This window comes from Nocardioides immobilis, from assembly GCF_003515065.1.
GTDB classification, from domain to species: domain Bacteria; phylum Actinomycetota; class Actinomycetes; order Propionibacteriales; family Nocardioidaceae; genus Nocardioides; species Nocardioides immobilis.
Genome location: NZ_QXGH01000016.1, coordinates 172,846 through 196,065 on the forward strand (window position 1 = coordinate 172,846; position 23,220 = coordinate 196,065).

Genomic DNA, 23,220 nt, shown 5'->3' on the forward strand with positions numbered 1-23,220 from the left:
GGCTCAGGCGGCGTGGTGGTGGTGGTGGAAGCGGTCGTACCAGTGGTGGTGCTCGACCACCTGGGCCTCGTGCTCCGCCTCGACGGCCCTCGCCCGGCGGCGCAGGAGGCCGGCCATCCGCAGCGTGCCGAGCCCCAGGATCAGCGCGATCGCGACAGCCATGCCGATGAACCAGAGAACGTACTCGTTGGCGCTCATCTCGTCTCCCTTCGGTCGCCTCACTCCTCTGTCGACGGTACGCCGGAGGCGGCGACCCTGGTCAAGGTCCTTCGGCACTCCCGTGCGGGACCTCGGTCCGTGGGCGCTGACGCGCCTGCCAGGATGCCCATGGGCACAGCCTCGACTGCGAGATCCAGGCGCGGCTGCGCGACATCAACCTCGGCGGCCACGTCGACAACGTGGAGGCGATCCGGGTCCTCGACGAGGCGCGCTTGCAGTTCCTGCGGTTCGCACCGCTGCCCGCCCTCGACGCGTGACCGTCCGGGCCTGCTGCGGTCGGCGCCCGACGGGGTGACAGACCTGGTCGGCGCCCAGCGCGTCGACTACCACGCCGAGATGCGGTTCGTGCCGTTCCAGCCGTTCCTCATGCGGTTGTGGGTCAGCCACATCGGCGGATCCTCGTTCACGGTCGCGTCCGAGATGCGGGTGCGTCCCGACCATGCGCCTGCGCTGGTCGCCGAGACGACGATGGTGCTGTGGGACCCGAGGTCTGGCACGTCCTGGCGGCTGTCCGACGACCTCCGCAGCGACCTGGAGCAGTACGCCGGCGACCCGGTCGAGCTGCGGGAGCGTCCGCGCCGCTGACCGACGCGCCCTGCCTGAAGGCCGGAACCCGATCCCTGTGGGATCGGGTTCAGGCGAGCCGCCTGTCGGAATCGAACCGACGACCGACTTGCTCATTACGAGCGGCGCCCCGCGCCAAGTTGTTCGAGGGGAAGCGCGGCACGCTGGTGGTGTTCGTCAGGTCGGCGATCATCAGTCGCAGGTAGTTCCTCGTGGCTAGACATGTCCGGTCAGTCGCACGGTGCGCTCCGACCTAGGGCGGGCCTAGCGTCAAAGTCAACGGACAGCCAGCTCGGGCGAGACCGCGCGAGTCGGGCAGTCCGCGGCGGCCACACTCAGCGCGCGACTACTTGGAGGAAACACGATGCGGTTCTCTGTCCGCGTTCGTCGCGCCGCCGCTGCCACTCCCGTGCTCGGCTTGGCGGGCAGCGGTTCGCTGCACACAGCGGTCCTCGAGGCGGCCTCGCCCGCGACCTACACCGTCGACTATGCGAAGGCATGGCGCTGACCATGGCTCCTCGCGAACACCCACCCGAGGTAAGAGTCCCCGGGAGTGGTGGGGTTTGGGGTAGGACGGCGGGGCTCCGTACGTAGAGGGGCCATCGGCGAGATCTTCGGTGTGAACGGCCAAGCACACACTGAAGGAGAACCACCGATGGCCCTACCCCAGTCTGCCCTGTCTGAGCTGCTCGAGGCGTTCCGTGCCGGTGATGGCGTGGATCTGATCCGTGAATCGGTCCACCTGGTGTTGCAGGAGTTGATAGAAGCCGAAGCGACCGAACGGATCGGCGCCGCGCCCTATGAGCGCACCGAGTCCCGGGTCACCGATCGCAACGGCAGCCGAGCGAAGCTGATCTCGACCAAGGCCGGTGACGTCGAGCTGCGGATCCCCAAACTTCGCAAGGGCTCGTTCTTCCCCACGATCCTCGAACCGCGACGACGGATCGACCAGGCGCTGTACGCGGTGGTGATGGAGGCCTACGTCCACGGCGTCTCGACGCGCAGTGTCGATGACCTGGTCTCCGCGCTCGGCATCGACTCGGGTATCTCCAAGTCGGAGGTCTCCCGGATCTGCGCCGGCCTGGACGAGACCGTCGGCGCGTTCCGCACCCGGCCCCTGGGCCACACCGAGTTCCCCTACGTCTACCTCGATGCCACCTACCTCAACGTCCGCAACACCACCGGTCAGGTGGTGTCGATGGCGGTCGTGGTCGCCACCGGGATCGCCGCTGACGGCTCCCGTGAGGTCCTCGGGCTCGACGTCGGGGACAGCGAGGACGAGACCTTCTGGCGCGGGTTCCTCACCAGCCTGAAGCAGCGTGGCTTGCAGGGTGTGCGGCTGGTGATCTCTGACCAGCACGCCGGGCTGGTCAAGGCGCTGAAGCGGTCCTTCCAAGGCGCCGGTCACCAGCGCTGCCGGGTCCACTTCGTGCGCAACCTCTTGGCTCACGTGCCCAAGTCCCACGCCGACATGGTCGCCGCGGTGTTCCGCACCATCTTCGCCCAACCCGACGCCCAAGCCGTCAGCCAGACCTGGGACGAAGTCCGCGACCAGCTCGCCAAGTCGTTTCCCAAGATCGGGCCGCTGATGGACGAGGCGAAGGCCGAGGTCACCGCCTTCACAGCCTTCCCGCGGGCGCACTGGCAGAAGATCTGGTCCACCAACCCCCAATCGAGCGGGTCAACAAGGAGATCAAGCGCCGCGCCCGCGTGGTCGGAATCTTCCCCAACCCCGCAGCCGTGATCAGGCTCGTCGGAGCAGTCCTGGCCGACATGCACGACGAGTGGCAAGCCGGCGACCGCCGCTACCTCTCCGAAGGATCCATGGCGCTGCTCTACCCCGACAGCGATACTGGACCATCGCCGCCATCGACAGCGGCGAGTAGGCACCGAGGATCACCTCAAAGCCCACCACGAACCGGGACTTGGCCCACCCGAGCGGTCCGAGCCCAGGGAACCCAAGGCGGAAAGCACATACCGGCCGGCTCTGGTCGGCCTCGCCCTGCTTCTCTCTCTCGCCTTGCTGACGGCGATGACCGTGTCCTCACGCGCCGAGACGGACGCACAGACGCCGACCGAAACGCCGACCGAGACGCCAACCGAGACGCCAACCGAGACCCCGACCGAGACCCCGACCGAAACCCCGACCGAAACCCCGACCGAAACCCCGACCGAAACCCCGACCGAAACGCCGACCGAAACGCCGACCGCCGTCAGCTGGTCGACTGTGGAGCGCATCCTGCCTGACGGACGCACGTACTTCGTGCGACTGCCGAACTGCACGCCCGTCGATGCTCCAGAATGCACAGAGATCCTGGGCCGGAGCCGGCCGGTGATTCTCTTTCTGCACTCAGCAGGAGCGGCAGAAGACGCGACCAAGGCGGACTCCTGGCTGACCACACTCCAGCGGGCCGCTGGAAACACGATTCTCGTCTTCGGTGTCAGCAAGGACAGCACACGACGCTGGAACGGCGGGCTGTGCTGCACCACTTCGGCGGTCGACGACGTCGGCTATCTGACCGCGATCGTCGACGATCTGTCCGACTCCTGGCCGATCAACAAGGCCCGCGTCGGTCTGCTGGGCCACTCCAACGGTGGCATGCTGGCGCTGCGGGCGATCTGCGAACGTCCCGACGCCTTCGCGGCGGTCGCCGCGCTCGCCGCTACCTATGGCGGGCCGTGCGACAAGGCTAAGACCCGGATCGCTCAGTGGCACGGCGCCTTCGACGCGAAGATCCCTCTCGACGGAGGCGTTGTCTCACTTCTCGGCACCACCATCACGTTCCCCCCGGTCGCGGAGCTGACGCAGCGAACAGCCCCCGGCTCGTACTTCATGCTGCGCGTCACCGCCGGAGGCGGCCACGCTCTCTCGTCGGTCGAATACCGACAGGCGGTCGCCTGGCTGCTCACCGGACGCGCTTGAGACGCGGTCAGGGCAGAGGTTGTAGCGCGCGCGTTGAGCAGCGCGACCGCTGAGGGACTGCATCTGGTCCGCAGTTCGGCGTCGCGCTCCCATTGAGACGACGCCAGCCTAGGAACCTTGATCAGAGCTGCAGCGAAACGAAGGGGCGAGATGTGGCAACGATGATCGAGAACCGTGGCGCAGTTCTATCGCGGCAGGACGCCCGAGAACGTCCGACCGCACGAGTTCGGTGACATCGACGACCCCGCGAGGCTCGGCGACTGGCAGGACACGGCCGGAGGCCGCTGGCGACGTTGCTGCGCGAGCCACTCCCGCGGTGATGAGGTAGCTCCCCCAGCGCTGCGACCGGTCACTGCGCCGAGGGAGCGACCCCTACACCAAGGAAGTGTGGCGGCCTCGTCAGCGGCGCCCCCAAGTACCCGCAATCCACCCACGGATCGCTCAGAAGAGCCTGAAAATGGCGGGAACCCGGCCCTGTGGGACCGGGTTCCAGGCGAGCCGCCTGTCGGAATCGAACCGACGACCTGCTCATTACGAGTGAGCCGCTCTACCGACTGAGCTAAGGCGGCGTGCTGCCGGGGCAACAACCTGCGGAAGCATACCGGCGGCCCGGCGACGTCACGAAACCGGCGCTCAGCACTCCTTGCCGTCGGCGGGGACGGTGCCGTCGATCAGGTAGGCGTGGACGGCGTCGTCGATGCAGGCGTTGCCGCGGTTGTAGGCGGTGTGCCCGTCGCCGTCGCGGCTGAGCAGGACGCCGGACTCGAGCTGCTCGGCCATCGCGACGGCCTCCTGGTACGGCGTCGCCGGGTCGCGGGTGGTGCCGATGACGACGATCGGGGCGGCGCCGGAGCCGTCGATCTCGATCGCGGGCTCGGTGGTCTCGAACGGGGTGCCGTGGCAGGTCACCAGGCTCCACGCGAACACCCGGCCGAAGGTCGGCGACGCCTCCTCGAACTCGTCGAAGTAGTCGGGCACCTCCTCGGCGGAGATCGACCACGGGTCGTCGAGGCAGTTGATGACACTGATCGCCTCGAGGCTGTTGTCGACGTACTCACCGTTTTCGCGCGAGCCGTAGAAGTCGGACAGGAACAGCAGGGTGCTCCCGTCCCCGGCGAGCGCCTCCTCGAGGGCAGTGTCGAGGATCGACCAGTTGTCCTTCGAGTAGAGAGGCAGGACCAGGCCGTAGAACGCGTTGCCCACGGTGAGGTCGCGCTCCTCGTTGGTCGGCAGCGGCTCGGCGTCGATGTCGGCGAGCAGGTCGTCGATCGTCTGCAGACCCTCGTCGACGGTGTCGCCGAGGAAGCAGTCGCCGCCGTCGACGCAGTCCTCCAGGTAGGCGCGCAGCGCGGTCTCGAAGCCCTCGGCCTGGCTCAGCGAGCCCTCGAGCGTCGGCAGGCTCGGGTCGACCGCGCCGTCGAGCACGAACCGGCCGACGTTCGCGGGGAAGATCTCGGCGTACGTCGCGCCGAGGCGGGTGCCGTAGGAGAACCCGAAGTAGGGCAGCTTCTGCTCGCCGAGCGCGGCCCGGAGCACGTCCATGTCGCGCGCGACCTCGATCGTGGACACGTGGGCGGCGAGGTCACCGGTCTTCTCCTCACAACCCGACCAGAACTCCTCCTGGTGGGCGACGACGTCGCGCTCCTCGCGCCGGTCGTCCGGGTCCGGATCGGCCGCGATGTAGGCGTCGAGGTCGGCGTCGGTCAGGCAGTCGACCGGGCTGGAGTCGCCGGTGCCGCGCGGGTCGAAGCCGACGATGTCGTAGCGGGCACGGAGCTCCTGCCCGAAGTAGCCGTCGGCCTCCTCGGCGGTGCTGGTGCCGGGCGCTCCGGGGCCGCCCGGGTTGACGACCAGGGAGCCGATCCGATCACCCGTCGCCGGTGCCATCTCGAGCGCGATGTCGATGGTCTCGCCGGTCGGCTCGGCGTAGTCGACCGGGACCTCCAGCGTCCCGCACTGGTTCGACCCGCACGACTCCCACGCGATCTGCTGGCCGTAGAAGGACTCCAGCCCGGCGGGAACCTCCCCGGTGTCCGGCGGCGTCGAGGACTCGGACTGCGTATCTGAAGGGGCCTCGGACGTCGAGTCCTGGTCGGCGCTGCTGTCGTCGTTGTCGTCCCCCGTGACCAGCACGACCGCCACAGTGGCGCCGGCAGCGATCACCAGCGCCCAGATGACGATGATCGCCACGATCAGCTTCTTCAAGGTCCGTCTCCTCAGTTGCGGTCTGCCAGTGGTCAGTGCGGGTCGGGGACCCGCAGCGCCACCATCATCGACTCCAGCGCCAGCGCGACCGGCACGTTGAACTCCAACATCTGTTCCCGCGCCTCGAAGATCCAACCGATCCGTCTCAGGTTCAGCTCGGCCGACGACGACTGCGCGATCCGTTCGACATCGGCCCGGATGTCCTCGTTGACCAGCTCGCCGGGCGCGCCGGTCGCGAGCGCGATCGCGTCGCGGTAGACCGAGACCAGGTCGATCAGCCCCCGGTCGACGACGTCAAGCTGACGGCGCTTGGCCCGGGTCTTCTGCGCGGTCTCGAGGTCCCGCAGGGCGGGGGCGTACTCCCGCGGCCGGCGACCGCGCTCGACGACGCCGTACGCCGTGTCGAGGTCGGTCTTCTCCTTCGCGTCGAGGACGGCGGTGATCTCGTCGGCCTCCGCCTTCGCGACCTCGGCGAGCCGGGCCGCCGCCGCCAGGCACGCGCCGAGCGAGGTCAGCCGGGCCGGGAGCCCGACCACGTCCTGGCGCCGGTCGCGCACCGCGTCGTCGAAGGCGAGCGCCTTGGCGCGGCCGATGTGGCCCTGGCTGGCGCGGGCGGCGTACGACGCGCGCCCGGCCTCACAGCCCAGCGACTGCAGGAAGCCGGCGACGTCGGCGGCCGTCGGGGTGCTCAGCGACACCAGCCGGCAGCGGGACCGGATGGTCGGCAGCACGTCCTCGACCGTCGGTGCGCACAGCATCCAGACGGTGCGGGGGGTGGGCTCCTCGATCGCCTTGAGGAGGGCGTTGCACGCCTGCTCCGTGAGCCGGTCGGCGTCCTCGACGATGAGGATCTGCCATCGCTTGCCCATCGGCGTCAGCGATGCGCGGCGCACCAGGTCACGCACCTCCTTGACGCCGATCGTCAGCTTCTCGGTGCGGATCAGGGCGACGTCGGCGTGGCTCCCGGCGAGGGCCGTGCGGCAGTCGTGGCAGTCCGCCGGGCAGGCAGGGCCGAGGCCGCCGTGCTCGCACTGGAGAGCAGCCGCGAAGGCGACCGCGGTGTTGGAGCGCCCCGATCCCGGCGGTCCGGTGAACAGCCAGGCGTGGCTCATGCCCTGCCCGGCCACGGCCGTCTGCAGCGTCTCGATGACCGGGCGCTGGCCGACCAGGCTGGTCCAGACGCTCATACCGGCTCCTGCTTGGCCTGGCCGAGCAGCGGAGCGACCCGCTCGCGGATCGCGGCCGCGATCTCGTCGATGTCGGCCCGGGCGTCGAGCACCAGGTAGTGGTCGACGTCCGCGGCCGCGAGGTCCAGGAACGCCTGCCGCACCCGCTGGTGGAACGCGAGCGACTCCCCCTCGATCCGGTCGCGCTCGCTGAACCGGCCGAGCCCGGCCTCCGGCTCGAGGTCGAGCACCACGGTCAGGTGCGGGCGCAGGTCACCGGTCGCCCAGCGCGCCACGTGCTCGAGCTCGGCGGGGTCGAGCGAGCGGCCGGCGCCCTGGTAGGCCAGCGCGGAGTCGACGTACCGGTCGGTGATGACGACCTCGCCCCGCGCCAGAGCCGGCAGCACCACGGTCTCGACGTGCTCGGCCTTGTCGGCCGCGTAGAGCAGCGCCTCGGTGCGGTCGTCGAGGTCGCCGGTCTCGGGGCTCAGCACGATCCGGCGTACCTCCTTGCCGACCACGGTGTCGCCCGGCTCGAAGGTCAGGCGTACGGCGTACCCCTCCGCGCGGAGCGCGTCGCCGAGCAGCCGGGACTGGGTCGACTTGCCCGACCCCTCCCCGCCCTCGAAGCACACGAACACCCCGGTGTCGGTGTAACGGCCGAGCCATCCCATGAGGAAGAACCTACGGTGCAGGCCCGACGATCGGCGACGGTGGTCGGCCCACGGCGGGTCAGTGCGGGTCAGCCCCCGTGGCGACCGGGACCGATGGCAGCGGTGACGGCCGCGGCGTACGCCTCGTAGCCGGCGGCGTTCGGGTGGAACGCGCCGGGCTCGAGCGACCCGTCCGGCCGCAGCAGGCCGAGGATCCACGGCTCCGGCGCGTTCACGCCGTGGCCGTCGAAGCGGTGCGTCACGTCGACGTAGTCGAAGCCGTGCTCCTCCGCCGCGGCCCGCAGCGCGGCGTTCAGCACGTCGGCGCCGTCGTTGAGGGACTGCTGCTCACCCTGCGACGCGCCGAGGTAGCTGCCGTGGTCCGGCGAGAACAGCCGGGGGTAGCCGGTCACGATCACCCGCGCCTCCGGCGCAGCGGCGGCGACCTGGTCGTGGAGCGTGTCGAGCTGCGCCGGAAGGTCGCTGCCGATCCGGCCGAGGATCATCTCGGTGGTGCGCGCGCAGTCGGTGTCGGCGCGGAGGAGGCACGCCCCCACGGCGTCCGACCAGCCGATGTCGTTGCCACCGATGCTGAGCAGGACTAGGTCGCTCTCCGCGTCGAGGGCGGACAGCTGCCCGCCCTCGATCAGCGAGGTCGTGGTCGCGCCGGCGCAGGCGACGAAGTCGTCGAGCGCGAGCCGCTGCCGGCCGTCCACGAGCACGCCGTACGCCGACTCCGACCGGCCGCAGGCGGTGTACGGCGGCACGCCGTAGCCCGATCCGTAGGAGTCACCGAGCACGTCGTACTGCACGCGCTCCGGCGCCTCGGCCCCGAGCCGGTCCGGCACGGGTGCCGACGAGGCAGCGGACACGAGCAGCAGCGGAGCGAACAGGAACAACGCGGCCGCGGCCGAGCGACGGGGACGGATCATGCAAGGACAGTACGTCGCACCACGTAAGCGCCGCGGACGCCGTCAGGTCTTCTTCGCGGCCTTCTTCGCGGGCGCCTTCTTGGCCGTCTTCTTCGCAGCAGCCTTCTTGGCCGGTGCCTTCTTCGCGCCGCGCTTGGCCGCCTTCTTGGCCGGTCCCTTCTCGCGCCGCTCGGCGAGCAGCTCGGCGGCCCGCTCGAGGGTGATCGCCTCGACCGAGTCGTCCTTGCGGAGCGTGGCGTTGTACTCACCGTCGGTGACGTACTCGCCGAACCGGCCGGCCTTCACCACGATCGGCTGGCCCGACACCGGGTCGTTGCCGAGCTCCTTGAGCGGCGGCGCCGCCGCGGCCCGACCGCGCTGCTTGGGCTGGGCGTAGATCGCCAGTGCCTCGTCGAGCGTGATCGTGAAGAGCTGGTCCTCCGTGGTGAGCGACCGCGAGTCGGTGCCCTTCTTGAGGTACGGCCCGTAGCGACCGTTCTGGGCCGTGATCTCCTCGCCGTCCTCGGCAGCGCCGACCACGCGCGGCAGCGACAGCAGCTTCACCGCGTCGGCCAGCGAGATCGTGTCGAGCGACATCGACTTGAAGAGCGAGCCGGTGCGCGGCTTGGCACTCTTGGGAGCGTCCTCGGGGAGCTCCTCGGTGACGAACGGGCCGTACCGGCCGTTCTTGGCGATGACCCGCAAACCCGTCTCCGGGTGGTTGCCGAGCTCGATCTCCTCGCCCGCCGGGTTGGCCAGCAGCTCCTTCGCCTTCGCGAGGGTCAGCTCGTCGGGCGGCAGGTCGTCGGGCACGTTGGCGCGCTTCGCCGCCGGCGCACCGTCGTCGCCCGGTCCCTCGAGGTAGGGGCCGTACTTGCCGACCCGCAGCGCGATCCCCTCCTCGGGATCGCCGACCGGGAAGGTCGCGAGCTCCTTGGCGTCGATGTCGCCCAGCCCGTCGACGAGCGGCTTGAGGCCGGCGAGCTTCTCGGACCCGTAGTAGAACTCGGTGAGCTCGGTGACCCGGTCCTTCTCGCCGCGCGCCACGTCGTCGAGGACGGTCTCCATCAGCGCGGTGAAGTCGTAGTCGATGAGCCGGGTGAAGTGCTCCTCGAGCAGCCGGACCACGGAGAACGCGATCCAGGCCGGCACCAGCGCGGTGCCCTTCTTGTAGACGTAGCCGCGGTTGAGGATGGTGCCGATGATCGAGGCGTACGTCGACGGCCGGCCGATCTGGCGGTCCTCGAGCTCCTTGATCAGGGTGGCCTCGGTGTAGCGGCTCGGCGGCTTGGTCTCGTGGCCGTTCGCGCTGAGCGACGCCGCCGAGACCGGGTCGCCCTCGGAGAGCGCCGGCAGCCGGGTCTCCTGGTCGTCCTTCGCGGCACCCTCGTCGGTGCCCTCGACGTACGCCTTGAGGAAGCCGTGGAACGTGATCACCCGGCCGGAAGCGGAGAAGACGACGTCTGTAGCCGCTTCCCCGTGAAGCCGGGCGAGACCGCCGAGCCGGACCGACACGCTCTGGCCGACCGCGTCCTTCATCTGGGAGGCGACGGTGCGCATCCAGATCAGCTCGTAGAGCCGGAACTGGTCGCCGGTCAGGCCGGTCTGCGCCGGGGTGCGGAACGACTCACCGGCGGGCCGGATCGCCTCGTGCGCCTCCTGGGCGTTCTTGACCTTGCTGGTGTAGGTCCGCGGGGAGTCCGGCAGGTACTCCGCGCCGTACAGCTCGCGCACCTGCGACCGGGCGGCCTCGATGGCGCCCCCGGACAGGGTGGTCGAGTCGGTACGCATGTAGGTGATGAAGCCGTTCTCGTACAGCCGCTGGGCGACCGACATCGTCACGCTGGCGCCCATGCCGAGCTTGCGGCTCGCCTCCTGCTGGAGGGTGGTCGTCCGGAACGGCGCGTACGGCGACCGCTTGTAGGGCTTGGCCTCCACCGAGCGGACGTCGTACGACGACTCGGCGAGCGCCGACACCAGCGACTCGGCACGTGCCCGGTCGAGGTGCACCACCTCGGCCCGGCCCTTGAGCTGGCCGTCGGGACCGAAGTTGCTGCCGGAGGCGACCCGGGTGCCGTCGAGCGAGTAGAGCTTCGCGGGGAACATCCGCTGGTCGTGCTTGCTGCCGGCGTCGAACGTGCCCTCGAGGTCCCAGTACGACGCGACCCGGAACGCCATCCGCTCCTTCTCGCGGTCGACGACCAGCCGGGTCGCCACCGACTGGACGCGGCCTGCGGAGAGCCCGGACATGACCTTGCGCCACAGCACGGGGGAGACCTCGTAGCCGTAGAGCCGGTCGAGGATCCGCCGGGTCTCCTGCGCCTCGACCAGGTCCATGTCGAGGTCGCGCGGGTTGGCGGCCGCCTCCTGGATCGCGGCCTTGGTGATCTCGTGGAAGACCATCCGCTTCACGGGGATGTTCTTCGGCTTCAGCTCGTCGAGGAGGTGCCAGGCGATGGCCTCTCCCTCGCGGTCCTCATCGGTGGCGAGGTAGAGCTCGTCGGCGTCCTTGAGCAGTCCCTTGAGCTTGGAGATGTGCGACTTCTTGTCGCGTGGCACGACGTAGTAGGGCGTGAAGTCGTGCTCGACGTCGATCGCCAGCCGTCCCCAGGGCTGGTCCTTGATCTTCGCGGGGGTGTCGGCGGCGTTGTTCGGGAGGTCACGGATGTGACCGATCGAGGACTCGACGACATAGCCGTCGCCGAGGTACCCGCCGATCGTGCGGGCCTTGGCCGGTGACTCGACGATCACCAACTTATGTGGCACGAGGTCTACTTTTCCCTTCACATGCTGCCGAGCAGGCTACTTCTCACTGAGCTCAGGTGTTGCTTCCGGTCGGTCGGAGCCCTTCCGAGCGGGCTCACGGCCCAAGACGGTAGCGCGTCTTGTCCAGCCCCCCGGCCCCCGAGGGGCTGGATGGACGGTCTCGAGGGTCTTCAGTCCACCAGGATCCGGTCGACCATCGACGCCTGCAGGTCGAGCAGCTCCTGGTCGCCGATGGGCACCTGGGAGATGTAGAGACCGAACATGTCGGGATCGCCCATGTCGACGACGATCACCTGGGCGATGTCGCCCTCGGTCTCGAGGTCCGCGTTGTCGACCCTGATCTCGACGGTGAGCTGGTAGGCGTCGGTGCCGTCCACCGTGATCTCGCCCGAGCTGACCTCGGTGCGCCCGGAGACGTCGGAGTACTGGTCCGGTGACTCGATCATGCAGGTCATCACGACCTCGGCAGCCGTGGCCGGATCGTCGAAGCCGTTGGCCTTGCGCAGCCCGCCGACCCCGAAGATCGAGAACCAGCTGGTCTGCGCCTCCGGGTTCTCCTCGACCGTCCGGACCAGCGGCGTGAAGTCGTCGGCCCAGGCGAACGCGGGGGCGAACAGGACCTCCGGCTTGAAGCCGGCCGGGATCGGGATCGACAGGGCGCCCCCGCTGATGCGTTCGGCGTTGCGTCGCGGCGTCACCGACGGCTCGGGGATCCCCCCGGTGCACTGGGTCGACGGCGGAGCGGTGGTGCCCGTGCTGCCCTCGGTGCCCTCAGTGCCATCGGTAGCCGTCGACTCCTCGGTGGGGTCGGACGACTCGGTCTCGTCGGTGGCGGAGTCGGTCGCGCTGGTGCTGTCCCCGGCCTCGTTGTCGCCGTCGTCGTCATCGCCGGTCAGCGCGCGGACCCCGAAGAACCCGCCCGCGCTCAGAAGGATCAGCACCAGCACGGCCGCGACGACCAGCAGGACCGTCTTGGCCGACCCGCCGGATCCACCCGTCGGGGGCGCCGGGGGGAACCCGCCGCCGTACGGCGGCTGCTGTCCGTAGCCGCCGGGCGCGGGCGGCGTGCCTGCGCCGTACCCGGGCGTCGGGACCTGGCCGTACGACGACGGCGGTGCCCCTGCTCCGCCGGCGACCACCGTCGGCGGCTGCTGCGAGGGCGACGAGGCGGGCGGCCGGGGCGCCGCAGGCGGCGGCGGTGCCGCCCGGGGCGGAGGCGGGGGTGCGTACGGGTCGCTGGTCGTCTCCTGGCTCCAGGCGGCGCCGTCCCAGAAGCGGTAGGTCTGGGGCTGACCAGCAGGGTCGGGGTACCAGCCGGCTTGAGTCACGGAGCCCAGTCTGCCCTAGCCATGGACCAGATATCCCTCACCCACCATCGCGGCCAGCTCGGGGAGGTACTGCTCCTTCGTCGCTGCCGCGTCGAGTCCGAGCAGCTGCGCGACCGCGTCCAGGATCGCTCCGACGGGGAGCTCCCCGTCACACGCGCCGACCACCGCCGCGACGACGGTGTCGACCTGGCGAGCGCGCCGCAGCCCGCGCTGCTGACGGAGCAGGATGGTGGCCGGGTCCTCGGCGCCGACCGGGCCGACGGTCTCCTGACGGACGTCGGGGCGGACGACCAGGGTCGTGTCCGGGCCCACCTCGACGGCGCCGGCACGCGCCCAGTCCGCGACGGCGGGCGCGATGGGCTGCTCGACGTCGTACGGCCACTCGAGCACCTCGCGCCGGTTGTTGGTCGAGCCGGCCGAGACCCCGGTGCGGTGCAGGTTGATCCAGCCGAAGCCGATGCCGGCGACGCCCTGCTCCTCCAGCCAGGACAGCCATGCGTCGTACCTCGCGGTGTAGGCCGCCGGGGTCCCCGTACCGGTCGACGGGTGGTGGCCGGAGTCCTTCAGCCACAGCTCGACGTAGGCGGCCGGGTCGAGCACCTCCCGCTGCACGACGAGGGCGTCGCAGTCGTCGGGCAGCCAGTCGGCGAGCCGCTCGTCCCAGGGCCGGTCGGCCAGGATCGCCCAGTTGGCCAGCACCTGGCACCAGCCGCTGTCGGCGAGGTGGGCGGGGGCGGTGCGGACGACGTGCTCGACGGCCTGGTCGCCGGGCAGGCCCGAGTCGCGGTAGACCAGCCGGTCCTCCTGGCGACCGGTGGCGGGCGAGATCACGAACGGCGGGTTGGTGGTGATCAGGTCGAAGCGCTCGCCCGCGACGGGAGCGAAGAACGACCCGTCCCGTACGTCGACCTGCCCGCCGACCTCGTTGAGCTCGGCGTTGAACCGCGCGAGGTCGAGCGCCCGCGGGTTGACGTCGGTGGCGACGACGCGATCCGCGTGTCCGGCGAGGTGGAGGGCCTGGACGCCGCAGCCGGTGCCGAGGTCCAGGGCCGAGGCGACGTCGTGCCGGAGGGTGAGCTGGGCGAGCGAGGTGGACGCCGGGCTGATCCCCAGCACGTAGTCCGTGGTCACCCGCTGCGGGGCGCCGTCCATGCCGGGCGTCAGGTCGCTGACGACCCACAGGTCGGGCGCGTCCTCGGTGCTGTACGGCCGGCAGTCGAGGCGGGCGGCGACCTCGCCGCCCGACTGCGTGAGCAGGCCGTCGGCGGCCAGGCGGTCGACCAACCCGGGCAGCGCCCGCTCCGCGTCGCTGAACGGCACCGTGCGCTGGAGCAGGAACAGCCGGACCAGCGTGGCCAGCGGACCGCCCCCGGCCGCCCGTCGCAGCGCGGGCGTGGTCTCGTTACGCGACAGCGCCGAATGCGCCTCGGCGCCGAGCAGCTCGGCGACCGCGTCATAGGTGAAGTCGGCCGCGAGCAGCGCGTCGCGGAGCGGGGCGGCCAGCGAGGGGGTCAGCGGACCTCGATCTTCGGTGACCTCACGTAGAAGCAGCGGGCGCCGAGGGTCCACTTGCGGTCGACCTCGGCGTAGTACTTGCCCTTGGGCGCGCGCCTGGCCAGCTCCAGGGAGTACCGCCCGACAGCGGTCGTCTTGACGCTGCCCATGCTGCGATTGGGCCCGGCGACGGACCGGAAGACCGTGACAGTACGCCGCGGCACGCACTGCTCGTAGTCGGCGCGGACGACACCGGCGAAACGCTTCTGCTTCGGCAGGTAGCGCAGGACCGCGGTCGTCGTCGACTGGGCGGGGCAGCCATTCGGGTCGAGGCCGTACTGCTCCTTGCACTGGTCGTCCAGGTAGCCCACGTGGTCACCATCGGGGTCGTAGCCCCTCGGGGTCCGGTCGCACACGTTCCCGCGGCCCTCGGTGCCGTCAGGCTGCCCCACGCTGCCCATCGGAAGGCTGTTGTCGATGAGCTTGTCGTCGTCCTCCTGACCGGGGTTGGCGACGATGGGGCAGTTGTCGACGTTGTCGTCGACGCCGTCGCCGTCGCTGTCGATGGCGAGCGGGTCCGAGGCGACGTTCTGCCACGACGGGTTGGCCTTGCCGACGCCGAGGATGTCGGCCTTGGCCTTGCCGAGGCCCAGCAACGAGTCCGCGTTGAGCGCGGCGCCGAAGTCCGCCGCCGGCTGGGTGGTGGCGCCGATCACCATGGGGACGCCCAGGCTGATGCCGGCATTCGCCAGCGCGCCCCGGGAGATGGCGAACGCAACGTGCGCACCGCCGTCGGCGCCGGCGTACTTGGTGCGGCTGGCCGCGGTGAGCGGCAGCGTGGAGACCACGGTGCCCTTCTCCGTCACCGGGCGGTTGGCGGTGTCGGCGGGTGCGCTGAAGAACGTCACGGTGCCGGCGACCGGGTCGTAGCGCAGCGCACGCTCCCAGCCTCCGAGGTTGTTGTCGGTGTCGAACTGGATGACGTTGCCGCCAGCGGCACCGTCCGCCGGAAGTGCTGCGACGTGGAGGCGGAAGTAGGCGTGCAGCAGGTTGGCGTGCACGAACGCGACCGCGTCGCCGAGCGGTCCGCCTGCGGGGGTCAGGTCGAGGTAGCCGACACCGGCGTCGACCTCGCCCGCCCCGTCAGTGTGCGGAGCGGACGCCTTCTTGACCGGCAGCCAGGAAGGGCTCGTGGGGGCAGGGAACGTCGGCTCGACGGCGTGCGCGGCAGGTGATCCGACCACACCCAACCCGGCCGCCATCATCATCGCCACCGTGCCCAGACCCAGGGTCCGGACCGCCCCCATGCGCAACTTCATCACTCCACCGTCTCCCGATCAGCCCCACGCCTGCATGCGCGACGTCCCTCAGGCCGGATCGTATCCCGCGGATCGTGCCGCCGGACCGAGTTGTCCGACTCCGCCCGGCCGCGAAACGGACCGGCCCGGCCCCCTCGCGGGAGCCGGGCCGGTGTGCCGGTGATGCGGTGTCGGTCAGGTGTCGGTCAGGACGCCTCGACCGGCGCGGCGGGTGCGTCGACGTCGTCGCCCATCGACGTCTCCCGCTGCTTCGAGATGTAGACCGCGGCCGCGATGCCGGAGGCGGCGGCGAGTGCGATCAGGATCCGAACGGCGTCGTTCTCGTCCGGACCGTAGGACAGGCTGACGATCGCGCCGACGATGAGCAGCGAGACCAGGTTCATCACCTTGAGCAGCGGGTTGATGGCCGGGCCGGCGGTGTCCTTGAACGGGTCGCCGACCGTGTCGCCGGTGATCGTCGCGGCGTGGGCCTCGGAGCCCTTGCCACCGTGGTGGCCGTCCTCGACCAGCTTCTTCGCGTTGTCCCAGGCGCCACCGGAGTTGGCCAGGAACACCGCCATCAGCGTGCCGCTGGCGATCGCGCCGACCAGGAAGCCGGCGAGCGGGCCGACACCGAGGCCGAAGCCGACGGCGACCGGCGCCAGGATGGCGAGGATGCCCGGCGTGGCCAGCTCGCGGAGCGAGTCGCGGGTGACGATGTCGACGACCTTGCCGTACTCCGGGCGACCGGTGCCCTCCATGATCCCCGGGATCTCGCGGAACTGGCGGCGCACCTCCATCACCACGGCGCCGGCTGCCCGACCGACGGCGTTGATCGCCAGGCCGGAGAACAGGAAGACGACACCGGCGCCGAGGAGCGCGCCGACGATGAGCTTGGCGTCGAAGACCAGGAAGCCCGCCAACAGCTCGTCCTGGAAGGCAGCGCCGGCCTCGGTGAACGCGCTCTGGGTGTACGACGCGAACAGCGCGCTCGCCGCGAGCACGGCGGTCGCGATCGCGATCCCCTTGGTGATCGCCTTGGTGGTGTTGCCGACCGCGTCGAGCTCGGTGAGGATCTGTGCCCCCTCCGGGCTGACGTCGCCGGACATCTCGGCGATGCCCTGAGCGTTGTCGGAGACCGGGCCGAACGTGTCCATGGCGACGATCACGCCGACGGTCGTGAGCAGGCCACAGCCGGCGAGCGCGACCGCGAACAGTGCGAGCGCACCCGAGCCACCGGCCAGCAGCGCGGCGCCGAAGACGGCCGCGCCGATGACGACCGCGGTGTAGACCGCCGACTCGAGGCCGACGGAGAGGCCCGACAGGATCACGGTGGCGTGCCCGGTGAGCGACGTCTTGGCGACGTCCTTGACCGGCTTGTGGTCGGTGCCGGTGAAGTAGCCGGTGAGGGCGAGGATGGCGGCCGCGAGAACGATGCCGATGACGACAGCGCCCGAGGCGAACACCGGCGGGGACAGGTCTGCGTCCATCCCGGTGCCGAACTCGCTCCACTTGCTGGGGAGGTAGATGAAGGAGGCGATCGCGCTGGCGACGGCGCCGAAGGCGGCCGACATGTAGAACGCGCGGTTGATCGTCTTCAGGCCGTTCTCACCGGCGCGGGGCTTGGTGAGGTAGACGCCGGCGATGGCCGACAGCGCGCCGATCGCGGGCACGATCAGCGGGAAGACCAGGCCCTTGTCGCCGAACGCCTGCGATCCGAGGATGAGAGCCGCGACCAGGGTCACGGCGTACGACTCGAACAGGTCGGCGGCCATGCCGGCACAGTCGCCCACGTTGTCACCGACGTTGTCGGCGATCGTGGCCGCGTTGCGCGGGTCGTCCTCGGGGATGTTCTGCTCGACCTTGCCGACCAGGTCGGCGCCGACGTCGGCCGCCTTGGTGAAGATGCCGCCACCGACACGCATGAACATGGCGAGCAGCGCGGCGCCGAAGCCGAAGCCCTCGAGCACGTGCGGGGCCTCGTCCTGGAACGCGAGTACGACGACGCTGGCGCCCAGCAGGCCGAGCCCGACGGTGGCCATGCCGACGAAGGCGCCGGTGCGGAAGCCGATGTTCATCGCCGGGTCACGCCCGACCTCGTTGGCGGCCGCTGCGACGCGCAGGTTGGCGCGCACCGCGAGGGACATGCCCAGGTAGCCGATCGCGGCTGAGAAGCCCGCACCGACGAGGAAGAAGACCGAGCGGAAGATCCGCACCGTCATCTCGTCAGCGGGCAGGGCCATCAGGGCGAAGAAGGCGATCGCCGCGAAGACGGCGAGGGTTCGGAACTGGCGGGTCAGGTAGGCGTTGGCGCCTTCCTGAACGGCCTGCGCGATGCGGCGCATGTTCTCGGTGCCCTCGCCGGCGGCGAGCACCTGCTGGCGGAAGAGGGCGGCCATCGCGAGCGAGCCGAGGGCGATCACCGCCACCAGGGCTACCAGCACGAAGTCACCGTCCTTGACTTCCACGACGGCGGGAAGAATCCCGGGCATGCGTTTCCTCCAAGGGGGGAGATTCAGGGGTGGGTCGACAGACCCACCTCAGGGAACGCGCCGGAGTCTACGCACGGTGTGTTCCACAACACACCGTGGGTGTGACGCGGCTCACGCGCCGGGACGGAAAGTCGTCCCTGACGCCGATCGGCCTCAGGTCAGTGCAGCGTCGGCGGAGGCGTGGATGGTGAAGACCTTGGCCAGGCCGGTGATCCGGAAGATCTTGAGCAGGCGGTCCTGGTTGCACACGAGCTGGAGGGAACCGTCGTGGGCGCGGACCTTCTTGAGGCCCCCGACGAGCACGCCGAGGCCGGTCGAGTCGAGGAACTCGACCCGCTCCATGTCGATGACGATGTCGTAGTTGCCGGCGGCCACGAGCTCGGTGATGGTGTCGCGCAATTTGGGCGCGGTGTAGACGTCGATCTCTCCACCCACGGCAACGACGGTGCGCCCACCGACTTCGCGCGTTGAAAGTGTCAGGTCCACGTGTCCATCCCCAGCAATCGCAGTTTCGTCGTCGATATCAAACCACGACCGGCCTAACCACGCACGAGCCCCCAGGGAGAGTGGGGAGTGTCGGACCCGGCGAGGACAATGGCAGCCATGACCATCTCCCCCGCCGTCGCGCGCCCGGGCCACGGCTCGGGTGTCGACCCGGTGGCGCTGGTCGAGCGGCTCGCCGCGGGCGCGACGAGGGCAGATCGGCTGACCCACCTGGAGCGGATCCCGGCCCGCCCGGCGGTCCCGGAGCCGTGGCCGGAGTGGGCGGACCAGAGCGTCGTGGCGGCGTACTCCTCCCGTGGTGTGGTGCAGCCCTGGCGCCACCAGGTCCGCGCCGCCGGGCACGCCCACGCCGGCCAGCACGTCGTCGTGGCCACGGGCACCGCCTCCGGCAAATCGCTGGCCTACCTGCTGCCGGCGCTGACGGCGATCCGGGCCGGACGCGGACCGCGCGGGCAGCGGGGCTCGAGCACCCTCTACCTCGCGCCGACGAAGGCGCTCGCCCAGGACCAGCGCGCGTCGATCGCGGCACTCGGGCTCGACGTACGGGTGGCAACGCACGACGGCGACAGCACCCAGGAGCAGCGCGACTGGACCCGCGACCACGCGGAGTACGTCCTCACCAACCCCGACATGCTGCACCGCTCGCTGCTGCCCGCCCACGACCGCTGGGCGCGGTTCTTCGCGACCGTCGACTTCGTCGTCGTCGACGAGTGCCACCACTACCGCGGGGTGTTCGGCGCCCACGTCGCGCAGGTGCTGCGGCGGCTGCGCCGGGTGTGTGCGGCGCACGGCGCCTCGCCCACCTTCGTCCTGGCGTCGGCGACGGTGGCGGAGCCGGAGGTGGCCGCGCGGAGGCTCACCGGTCTCGACGTCGCGGCCGTCACCGACGACGACTCGCCGCGGGGCGAGGTCGCGGTCGGGCTGTGGGAGCCACCGCTGACGTCGTACGCCGGGGAGCAGGGCGCGCCCGTACGCCGACCGGCGGCCGCCGAGACCGCCGACCTGCTGGCCGACCTCGTGGTCGAGGGGGTGCGGACGCTCGCGTTCGTGCGGTCTCGCCGCGGCGTCGAGCAGGTGGCGCGGCGGGCTTCGGACCTGCTCGCCGAGGTCGACCCCGCGCTCGCGGCACGGGTCGACTCCTACCGCGGCGGCTACCTGCCCGAGGAGCGGCGGGCGCTGGAGGACGACCTGCGGAGTGGGCGGCTGCTCGGCATGGCAGCGACCAACGCGCTCGAGCTCGGCATCGACGTCAGCGGACTCGACGCGGTCCTCGTCACCGGCTACCCGGGCACGCGCTCGGCGTTCTGGCAGCAGGTCGGCCGGGCCGGACGCACGGGCGGCGGCGCGCTCGGCATGCTCATCGCCCGCGACGACCCGCTCGACACCTACCTCGTGCACCACCCCGAGGCACTGCTCGGCCGGCCGGTCGAGGGCATCGTGTTCGACCCCGACAATCCCTACGTGCTGGGCCCGCACCTGTGCGCGGCGGCGCAGGAGCTGCCGATCACCCTGGCCGACCTCGCGCTGTTCGGGCCGACCGCCCGCGGCTTGCTCGACGACCTGGTCGAGGCCGGGCTGCTGCGCCGCCGCCCGCAGGGCTGGTTCTGGACCGACCGCCGAAGGGCGGCCGACCTCGCCGACATCCGCTCGACCGGCGGTGCCCAGGTCCAGCTGGTGGAGGGCGGGACCGGCCGCGTGGTCGGCACCGTCGACGGTGGCCGGGCGCACGCCACGGCCCACATCGGCGCCATCTACGTCCACCGCGGCGAGACCTGGCAGGTCGAGCACCTCGACCTCGACGAGCACGTGGCCGAGATCCGGCAGACCGATGTCGACTACACGACCACCGCCCGCGACGTCGCCGACATCACGATCGTCGAGGAGCGCGACCACCAGCGGTGGGGCGGGTGCCGGGTGTCGTTCGGGTCGGTCGACGTGAGCAACCAGGTGACGTCGTACCTCCGGCGGCGCAGCCGCACCGGTGAGGTGATCGACGAGACCCCGCTCGACCTCCCGGTCCGCAGCCTGCGCACCAGCGCCGTCTGGTGGACGGTGCCCGACGACGTCCTCGAGGCGACCGGTCTCGACCGCGCGGACCTGCCCGGGGCGGCGCACGCCGCCGAGCACTGCTCGATCGGGCTGCTCCCGCTGTTCGCGACGTGCGACCGGTGGGACATCGGCGGCGTCTCCACCGCCCGCCACCCCGACACCGGGGTGCTCACCGTGTTCGTCCACGACGGGCACCCAGGCGGGGCGGGCTTCGCCGAACGGGGCTACGCGACAGCCCGCGAGTGGCTCACCGCGACCCGCGCCACGATCGCCGCCTGCGAGTGCGTGAGCGGCTGCCCGTCCTGCATCCAGTCGCCCAAGTGCGGCAACGGCAACGACCCGCTCGACAAGGACGGCGCGGTCCTGCTGCTCGACGCGTTGCTCGCTGGTTGAGCCGAGCGGGACTACTCTCCCGCCATGGTGATCTTCGGTCTGGTCCTGGTCGCCCTCGGCGCCGCCATCGTCGCGCTCGGGCTGTTCACCTCCGAGGTGAAGTTCGAGGACAACGAGGCGACGGTCGAGATCGCGAACGTCAACCTCTCGACCGAGGGGCTGTTCCTCGCCGGCGTCATCGCCGGGGCCCTGATCCTCGTCGGCCTGTGGGCCATCAAGCTCGGCGCCAAGATGGGCTGGAGGCACCGCAAGGAGCAGAGGCGCCTCAACGAGCTGTCGGAGAAGCTCGACAGGGCTGACCTCGAGCGGCGCCGCCAGGACGACGACGACAGCACCACCACCTAACCCTCGGCCGGACCGGCCCGGGCGGCCGCCGAGAGGTCGTGGGTCTGGCCCAGCCAACGCGGGCCGGGCACCTCGACCTCGACCGTGACGTCCACTCCGTCGGTCGCGCACCGGGTCAGGTCGGCGCCGTTGTCGGCGGCGACCGATCCGGCCGCGGCACACGGGTCGGCGCCGTCGCGGGCCGCGACCGCCCCGGCCAGCGCGGCGAGATCGGCGGCGGCCTGGGCCGAGCGGTGGGCGGTGACCATCGCGGCGACCACGGCCAGCGCGCAGCCGATGAGCAGGAGCACGCCGAGGCAGGCAGTGACGAGCACCGTGGCCGCACCACGATCGGGCCGGACGCTCACGGCTCCTCCTCCGCGACCGCGACCGCCTCGGCACTGACGTCGGCGCCCGGGAGGAAGCCGAAGAGACCGCCCGGGCCGGCCACGTGACCCGCCGCCCGGACGACCACCCGGCCGTCGCGGGCGACCACGGCCACCCGCACGCCGTCGGGCGCGACCCGCTCACCGACCGCGACCGCCGCCCCTTCGTCGTCGCCCCGCGCCACCGCCCGCGCCGTCTCGCGGGCGGCGTCGACGGTCCGCACCTGGGCGGCCCCGACGGAGAGCAGCCACACCAGCCCGACGGTGACCGCCATCAGCACCGGCAGCCCGAGCGCCAGCTCGGCGGTCACCGCACCCCGGGCGTCCCGGACCCGGGTCATCCGATGCCGAGCAGTCCGAAGACGTGGTCGAAGAGGGTCCGCAGCATCCGGTCACCGAAGCCGCCGGTGAGCAGCTTGTAGAGCAGCCCGGCGAGACCGGCGCCGGCCGCCGTGCCGACGGCGTACTCGGCGGTGGTGATGCCGCGCTGATCGGTGCGGCGCTGCAGGGTCGTGGGTCGGGACATGAAGGCCTCCTGGTCCGGGGCGGGACGCCCGATGCGGCCCGCCGACGGAGGAGAGCCTGCGGGACCGGACCGGCCCGCCCGGTACGACGTGCGGCGGCCTGTGGAGAGCTCGCGCGTGTCGCACCCGCCTGTGGAGGGTTGGTGGGCTCTGCGACGCCCGCGGCGCGCTGTCAGTCGAAGCCCAGCTCGACGACTCCGATGGTGAGGTCGCGGAAGTGCATGTCGGTCGGGTCCTCCCGGCACGCGAGGGCCACCGTGTGCGTGCCTGCCGAGAGCGGGATCACGTTGATGATCGACGCCATGCCGACGGGCGAGTCCCACTCGGTCGCGAGGTTCACGGGCTCCAGCCGGTTGACGCCGTCGACCTTCGTCCTGCACTCGCCGACGGCGAGGCCCGAGTCGGAGTCGAACGAGCCATGGCTGCCGCCGCCCCCGTAGACCACCAGCACGTCCATCGCCCGGCCGAGCGCGAAGGTCACGGTCAGGCAGTCCCTGAACGAGTTGTCCGAGGGGGTGTCGCAGAGGTCCCGGTAGGCGTCGTGCCCGTCGAACCCGCCCAGGGTCGACTCGGTGATGTCGAGGCCCGTCAAGGTTCCGTCCGAGACCTCGCTGCCCTGAATGGCGTTGGTGGCGATCTCGAAGGGCGAGGTGGGCGTGGCCCTGGAGATGTCAAGGCCGACGAACGCGAGCGGATTCAGCTCGCTCGCTCCCACGGATCCCGGAGCGAGGTCCGCAGCCCCGAGTCCGCCGCCCCTCTGGGTGTCGTCGCGAACGTCGGCGCTGCGAACCTGGCCGTTCCGGACGTCGATCGAGCGAACCGATTCGTCGATGATGTCCTCCGAGCCGACGGTGCCGACCGCGTAGGCAGCGCCGCCGCCGAGGACGAGGAACAGGGACAGCGCCCCCATCCATTGGTTGGTGAGGTGCGAGCCAAGTCGCCGGAGCATGTTTCCCCCTCGGGAGCAGTGATGACTCGCCCCGAGGACGCGCGGATGCGCGCGTGAGTCCTTACCAGCAGG

21 protein-coding genes, 1 tRNA gene and 1 pseudogene are annotated in these 23,220 nt (G+C 71.0%); 6 read left to right on the forward strand and 17 right to left on the reverse strand.

What is annotated here, in order from left to right:
• Positions 1-3: 3 nt before the first annotated feature.
• A complete protein-coding gene (locus D0Z08_RS13345) occupies positions 4-198 on the reverse strand; it encodes a hypothetical protein (protein WP_118925732.1) in 195 nt (64 codons plus the stop codon).
• A gap of 312 nt (positions 199-510) precedes the next feature.
• Here D0Z08_RS13345 and D0Z08_RS13350 point away from each other — a divergent pair, with 312 nt between their 5' ends.
• On the forward strand, positions 511-804 hold the full coding sequence (locus D0Z08_RS13350) for an acyl-CoA thioesterase (protein ID WP_118925733.1): 294 nt from the start codon (positions 511-513) through the stop codon (positions 802-804).
• Between the two features lie 49 nt (positions 805-853).
• Here D0Z08_RS13350 and D0Z08_RS33405 read toward each other — a convergent pair whose 3' ends face one another.
• On the reverse strand, positions 854-976 hold the full coding sequence (locus D0Z08_RS33405) for a hypothetical protein (protein ID WP_281271731.1): 123 nt from the start codon (positions 974-976) through the stop codon (positions 854-856).
• 171 nt (positions 977-1,147) lie between these two features.
• On the opposite strand from D0Z08_RS33405, the gene D0Z08_RS32115 reads away from it, so the two are divergent.
• The 3 genes and pseudogenes from D0Z08_RS32115 to D0Z08_RS13360 all read left to right on the forward strand — a co-directional run bounded on the left by D0Z08_RS32115 (position 1,148) and on the right by D0Z08_RS13360 (position 3,706).
• Positions 1,148-1,291, forward strand: coding sequence for a hypothetical protein (locus tag D0Z08_RS32115; protein ID WP_182481288.1), 144 nt, complete (start codon positions 1,148-1,150; stop codon positions 1,289-1,291).
• A 147-nt stretch (positions 1,292-1,438) separates the two neighbouring features.
• Positions 1,439-2,669 (forward strand): annotated as a pseudogene (locus tag D0Z08_RS13355) (IS256 family transposase).
• A 134-nt stretch (positions 2,670-2,803) separates the two neighbouring features.
• Entirely contained in the window at positions 2,804-3,706 is a 903-nt protein-coding gene (locus D0Z08_RS13360; RefSeq protein ID WP_245993929.1) for a prolyl oligopeptidase family serine peptidase, read from the forward strand.
• Positions 3,707-4,202: 496 nt separating this feature from the next.
• Here the strand turns inward: D0Z08_RS13360 and D0Z08_RS13365 are convergent.
• The 11 genes from D0Z08_RS13365 to D0Z08_RS13415 all read right to left on the reverse strand — a co-directional run bounded on the left by D0Z08_RS13365 (position 4,203) and on the right by D0Z08_RS13415 (position 18,505).
• A tRNA-Thr gene (locus D0Z08_RS13365) sits at positions 4,203-4,275 on the reverse strand.
• A gap of 64 nt (positions 4,276-4,339) precedes the next feature.
• Entirely contained in the window at positions 4,340-5,911 is a 1,572-nt protein-coding gene (locus D0Z08_RS13370) for an alpha/beta hydrolase (protein ID WP_118925735.1), read from the reverse strand.
• A 32-nt stretch (positions 5,912-5,943) separates the two neighbouring features.
• Entirely contained in the window at positions 5,944-7,098 is a 1,155-nt protein-coding gene (locus D0Z08_RS13375) for a DNA polymerase III subunit delta' (RefSeq protein WP_118925736.1), read from the reverse strand.
• On the reverse strand, positions 7,095-7,751 hold the full coding sequence (gene tmk / locus D0Z08_RS13380) for a dTMP kinase (RefSeq protein ID WP_118925737.1): 657 nt from the start codon (positions 7,749-7,751) through the stop codon (positions 7,095-7,097). The genes D0Z08_RS13375 and tmk overlap by 4 nt, the downstream gene beginning before the upstream one ends.
• A gap of 68 nt (positions 7,752-7,819) precedes the next feature.
• Complete coding sequence (locus tag D0Z08_RS13385) at positions 7,820-8,662, reverse strand: SGNH/GDSL hydrolase family protein (protein WP_118925738.1); 843 nt, start codon at positions 8,660-8,662, stop codon at positions 7,820-7,822.
• 42 nt (positions 8,663-8,704) lie between these two features.
• The gene (gene topA, locus D0Z08_RS13390; protein WP_118925739.1) at positions 8,705-11,407 is read right to left on the reverse strand and encodes a type I DNA topoisomerase; all 2,703 of its coding nucleotides are present in this window, start codon (positions 11,405-11,407) and stop codon (positions 8,705-8,707) included.
• Positions 11,408-11,577: 170 nt separating this feature from the next.
• The gene (locus D0Z08_RS32120) at positions 11,578-12,735 is read right to left on the reverse strand and encodes a DUF2510 domain-containing protein (protein WP_118925740.1); all 1,158 of its coding nucleotides are present in this window, start codon (positions 12,733-12,735) and stop codon (positions 11,578-11,580) included.
• Positions 12,736-12,750: 15 nt separating this feature from the next.
• Positions 12,751-14,304, reverse strand: a complete 1,554-nt coding sequence (locus tag D0Z08_RS13400) for a DUF7059 domain-containing protein (RefSeq protein WP_342772348.1) — start codon at positions 14,302-14,304, stop codon at positions 12,751-12,753.
• A complete protein-coding gene (locus D0Z08_RS32125; RefSeq protein WP_220454166.1) occupies positions 14,247-15,548 on the reverse strand; it encodes a thrombospondin type 3 repeat-containing protein in 1,302 nt (433 codons plus the stop codon). The genes D0Z08_RS13400 and D0Z08_RS32125 overlap by 58 nt, the downstream gene beginning before the upstream one ends.
• A gap of 185 nt (positions 15,549-15,733) precedes the next feature.
• On the reverse strand, positions 15,734-18,019 hold the full coding sequence (locus D0Z08_RS13410) for a sodium-translocating pyrophosphatase (protein ID WP_118925741.1): 2,286 nt from the start codon (positions 18,017-18,019) through the stop codon (positions 15,734-15,736).
• A gap of 153 nt (positions 18,020-18,172) precedes the next feature.
• The gene (locus tag D0Z08_RS13415) at positions 18,173-18,505 is read right to left on the reverse strand and encodes an STAS domain-containing protein (RefSeq protein WP_118925742.1); all 333 of its coding nucleotides are present in this window, start codon (positions 18,503-18,505) and stop codon (positions 18,173-18,175) included.
• Between the two features lie 117 nt (positions 18,506-18,622).
• Here D0Z08_RS13415 and D0Z08_RS13420 point away from each other — a divergent pair, with 117 nt between their 5' ends.
• Together D0Z08_RS13420 and D0Z08_RS13425 are read left to right on the forward strand one after the other, a co-directional pair.
• Positions 18,623-20,965, forward strand: a complete 2,343-nt coding sequence (locus tag D0Z08_RS13420) for a DEAD/DEAH box helicase (protein ID WP_118925743.1) — start codon at positions 18,623-18,625, stop codon at positions 20,963-20,965.
• 24 nt (positions 20,966-20,989) lie between these two features.
• A complete protein-coding gene (locus tag D0Z08_RS13425) occupies positions 20,990-21,310 on the forward strand; it encodes a hypothetical protein (RefSeq protein WP_118925744.1) in 321 nt (106 codons plus the stop codon).
• On the opposite strand, the gene D0Z08_RS13430 is transcribed toward D0Z08_RS13425, so the two are convergent.
• From D0Z08_RS13430 to D0Z08_RS13445, 4 genes are all read right to left on the reverse strand, one after another.
• Entirely contained in the window at positions 21,307-21,657 is a 351-nt protein-coding gene (locus tag D0Z08_RS13430) for an Rv3654c family TadE-like protein (RefSeq protein WP_118925745.1), read from the reverse strand. The two genes, D0Z08_RS13425 and D0Z08_RS13430, sit on opposite strands and share 4 nt — an antisense overlap.
• Entirely contained in the window at positions 21,654-22,016 is a 363-nt protein-coding gene (locus tag D0Z08_RS13435) for a TadE family protein (protein WP_118925746.1), read from the reverse strand. Before D0Z08_RS13435 ends, D0Z08_RS13430 begins: the two co-directional genes overlap by 4 nt.
• A complete protein-coding gene (locus tag D0Z08_RS13440) occupies positions 22,013-22,201 on the reverse strand; it encodes a DUF4244 domain-containing protein (RefSeq protein WP_118925747.1) in 189 nt (62 codons plus the stop codon). The genes D0Z08_RS13435 and D0Z08_RS13440 overlap by 4 nt, the downstream gene beginning before the upstream one ends.
• 170 nt (positions 22,202-22,371) lie before the next feature.
• Entirely contained in the window at positions 22,372-23,148 is a 777-nt protein-coding gene (locus D0Z08_RS13445; protein WP_118925748.1) for a hypothetical protein, read from the reverse strand.
• Positions 23,149-23,220: the final 72 nt, after the last annotated feature.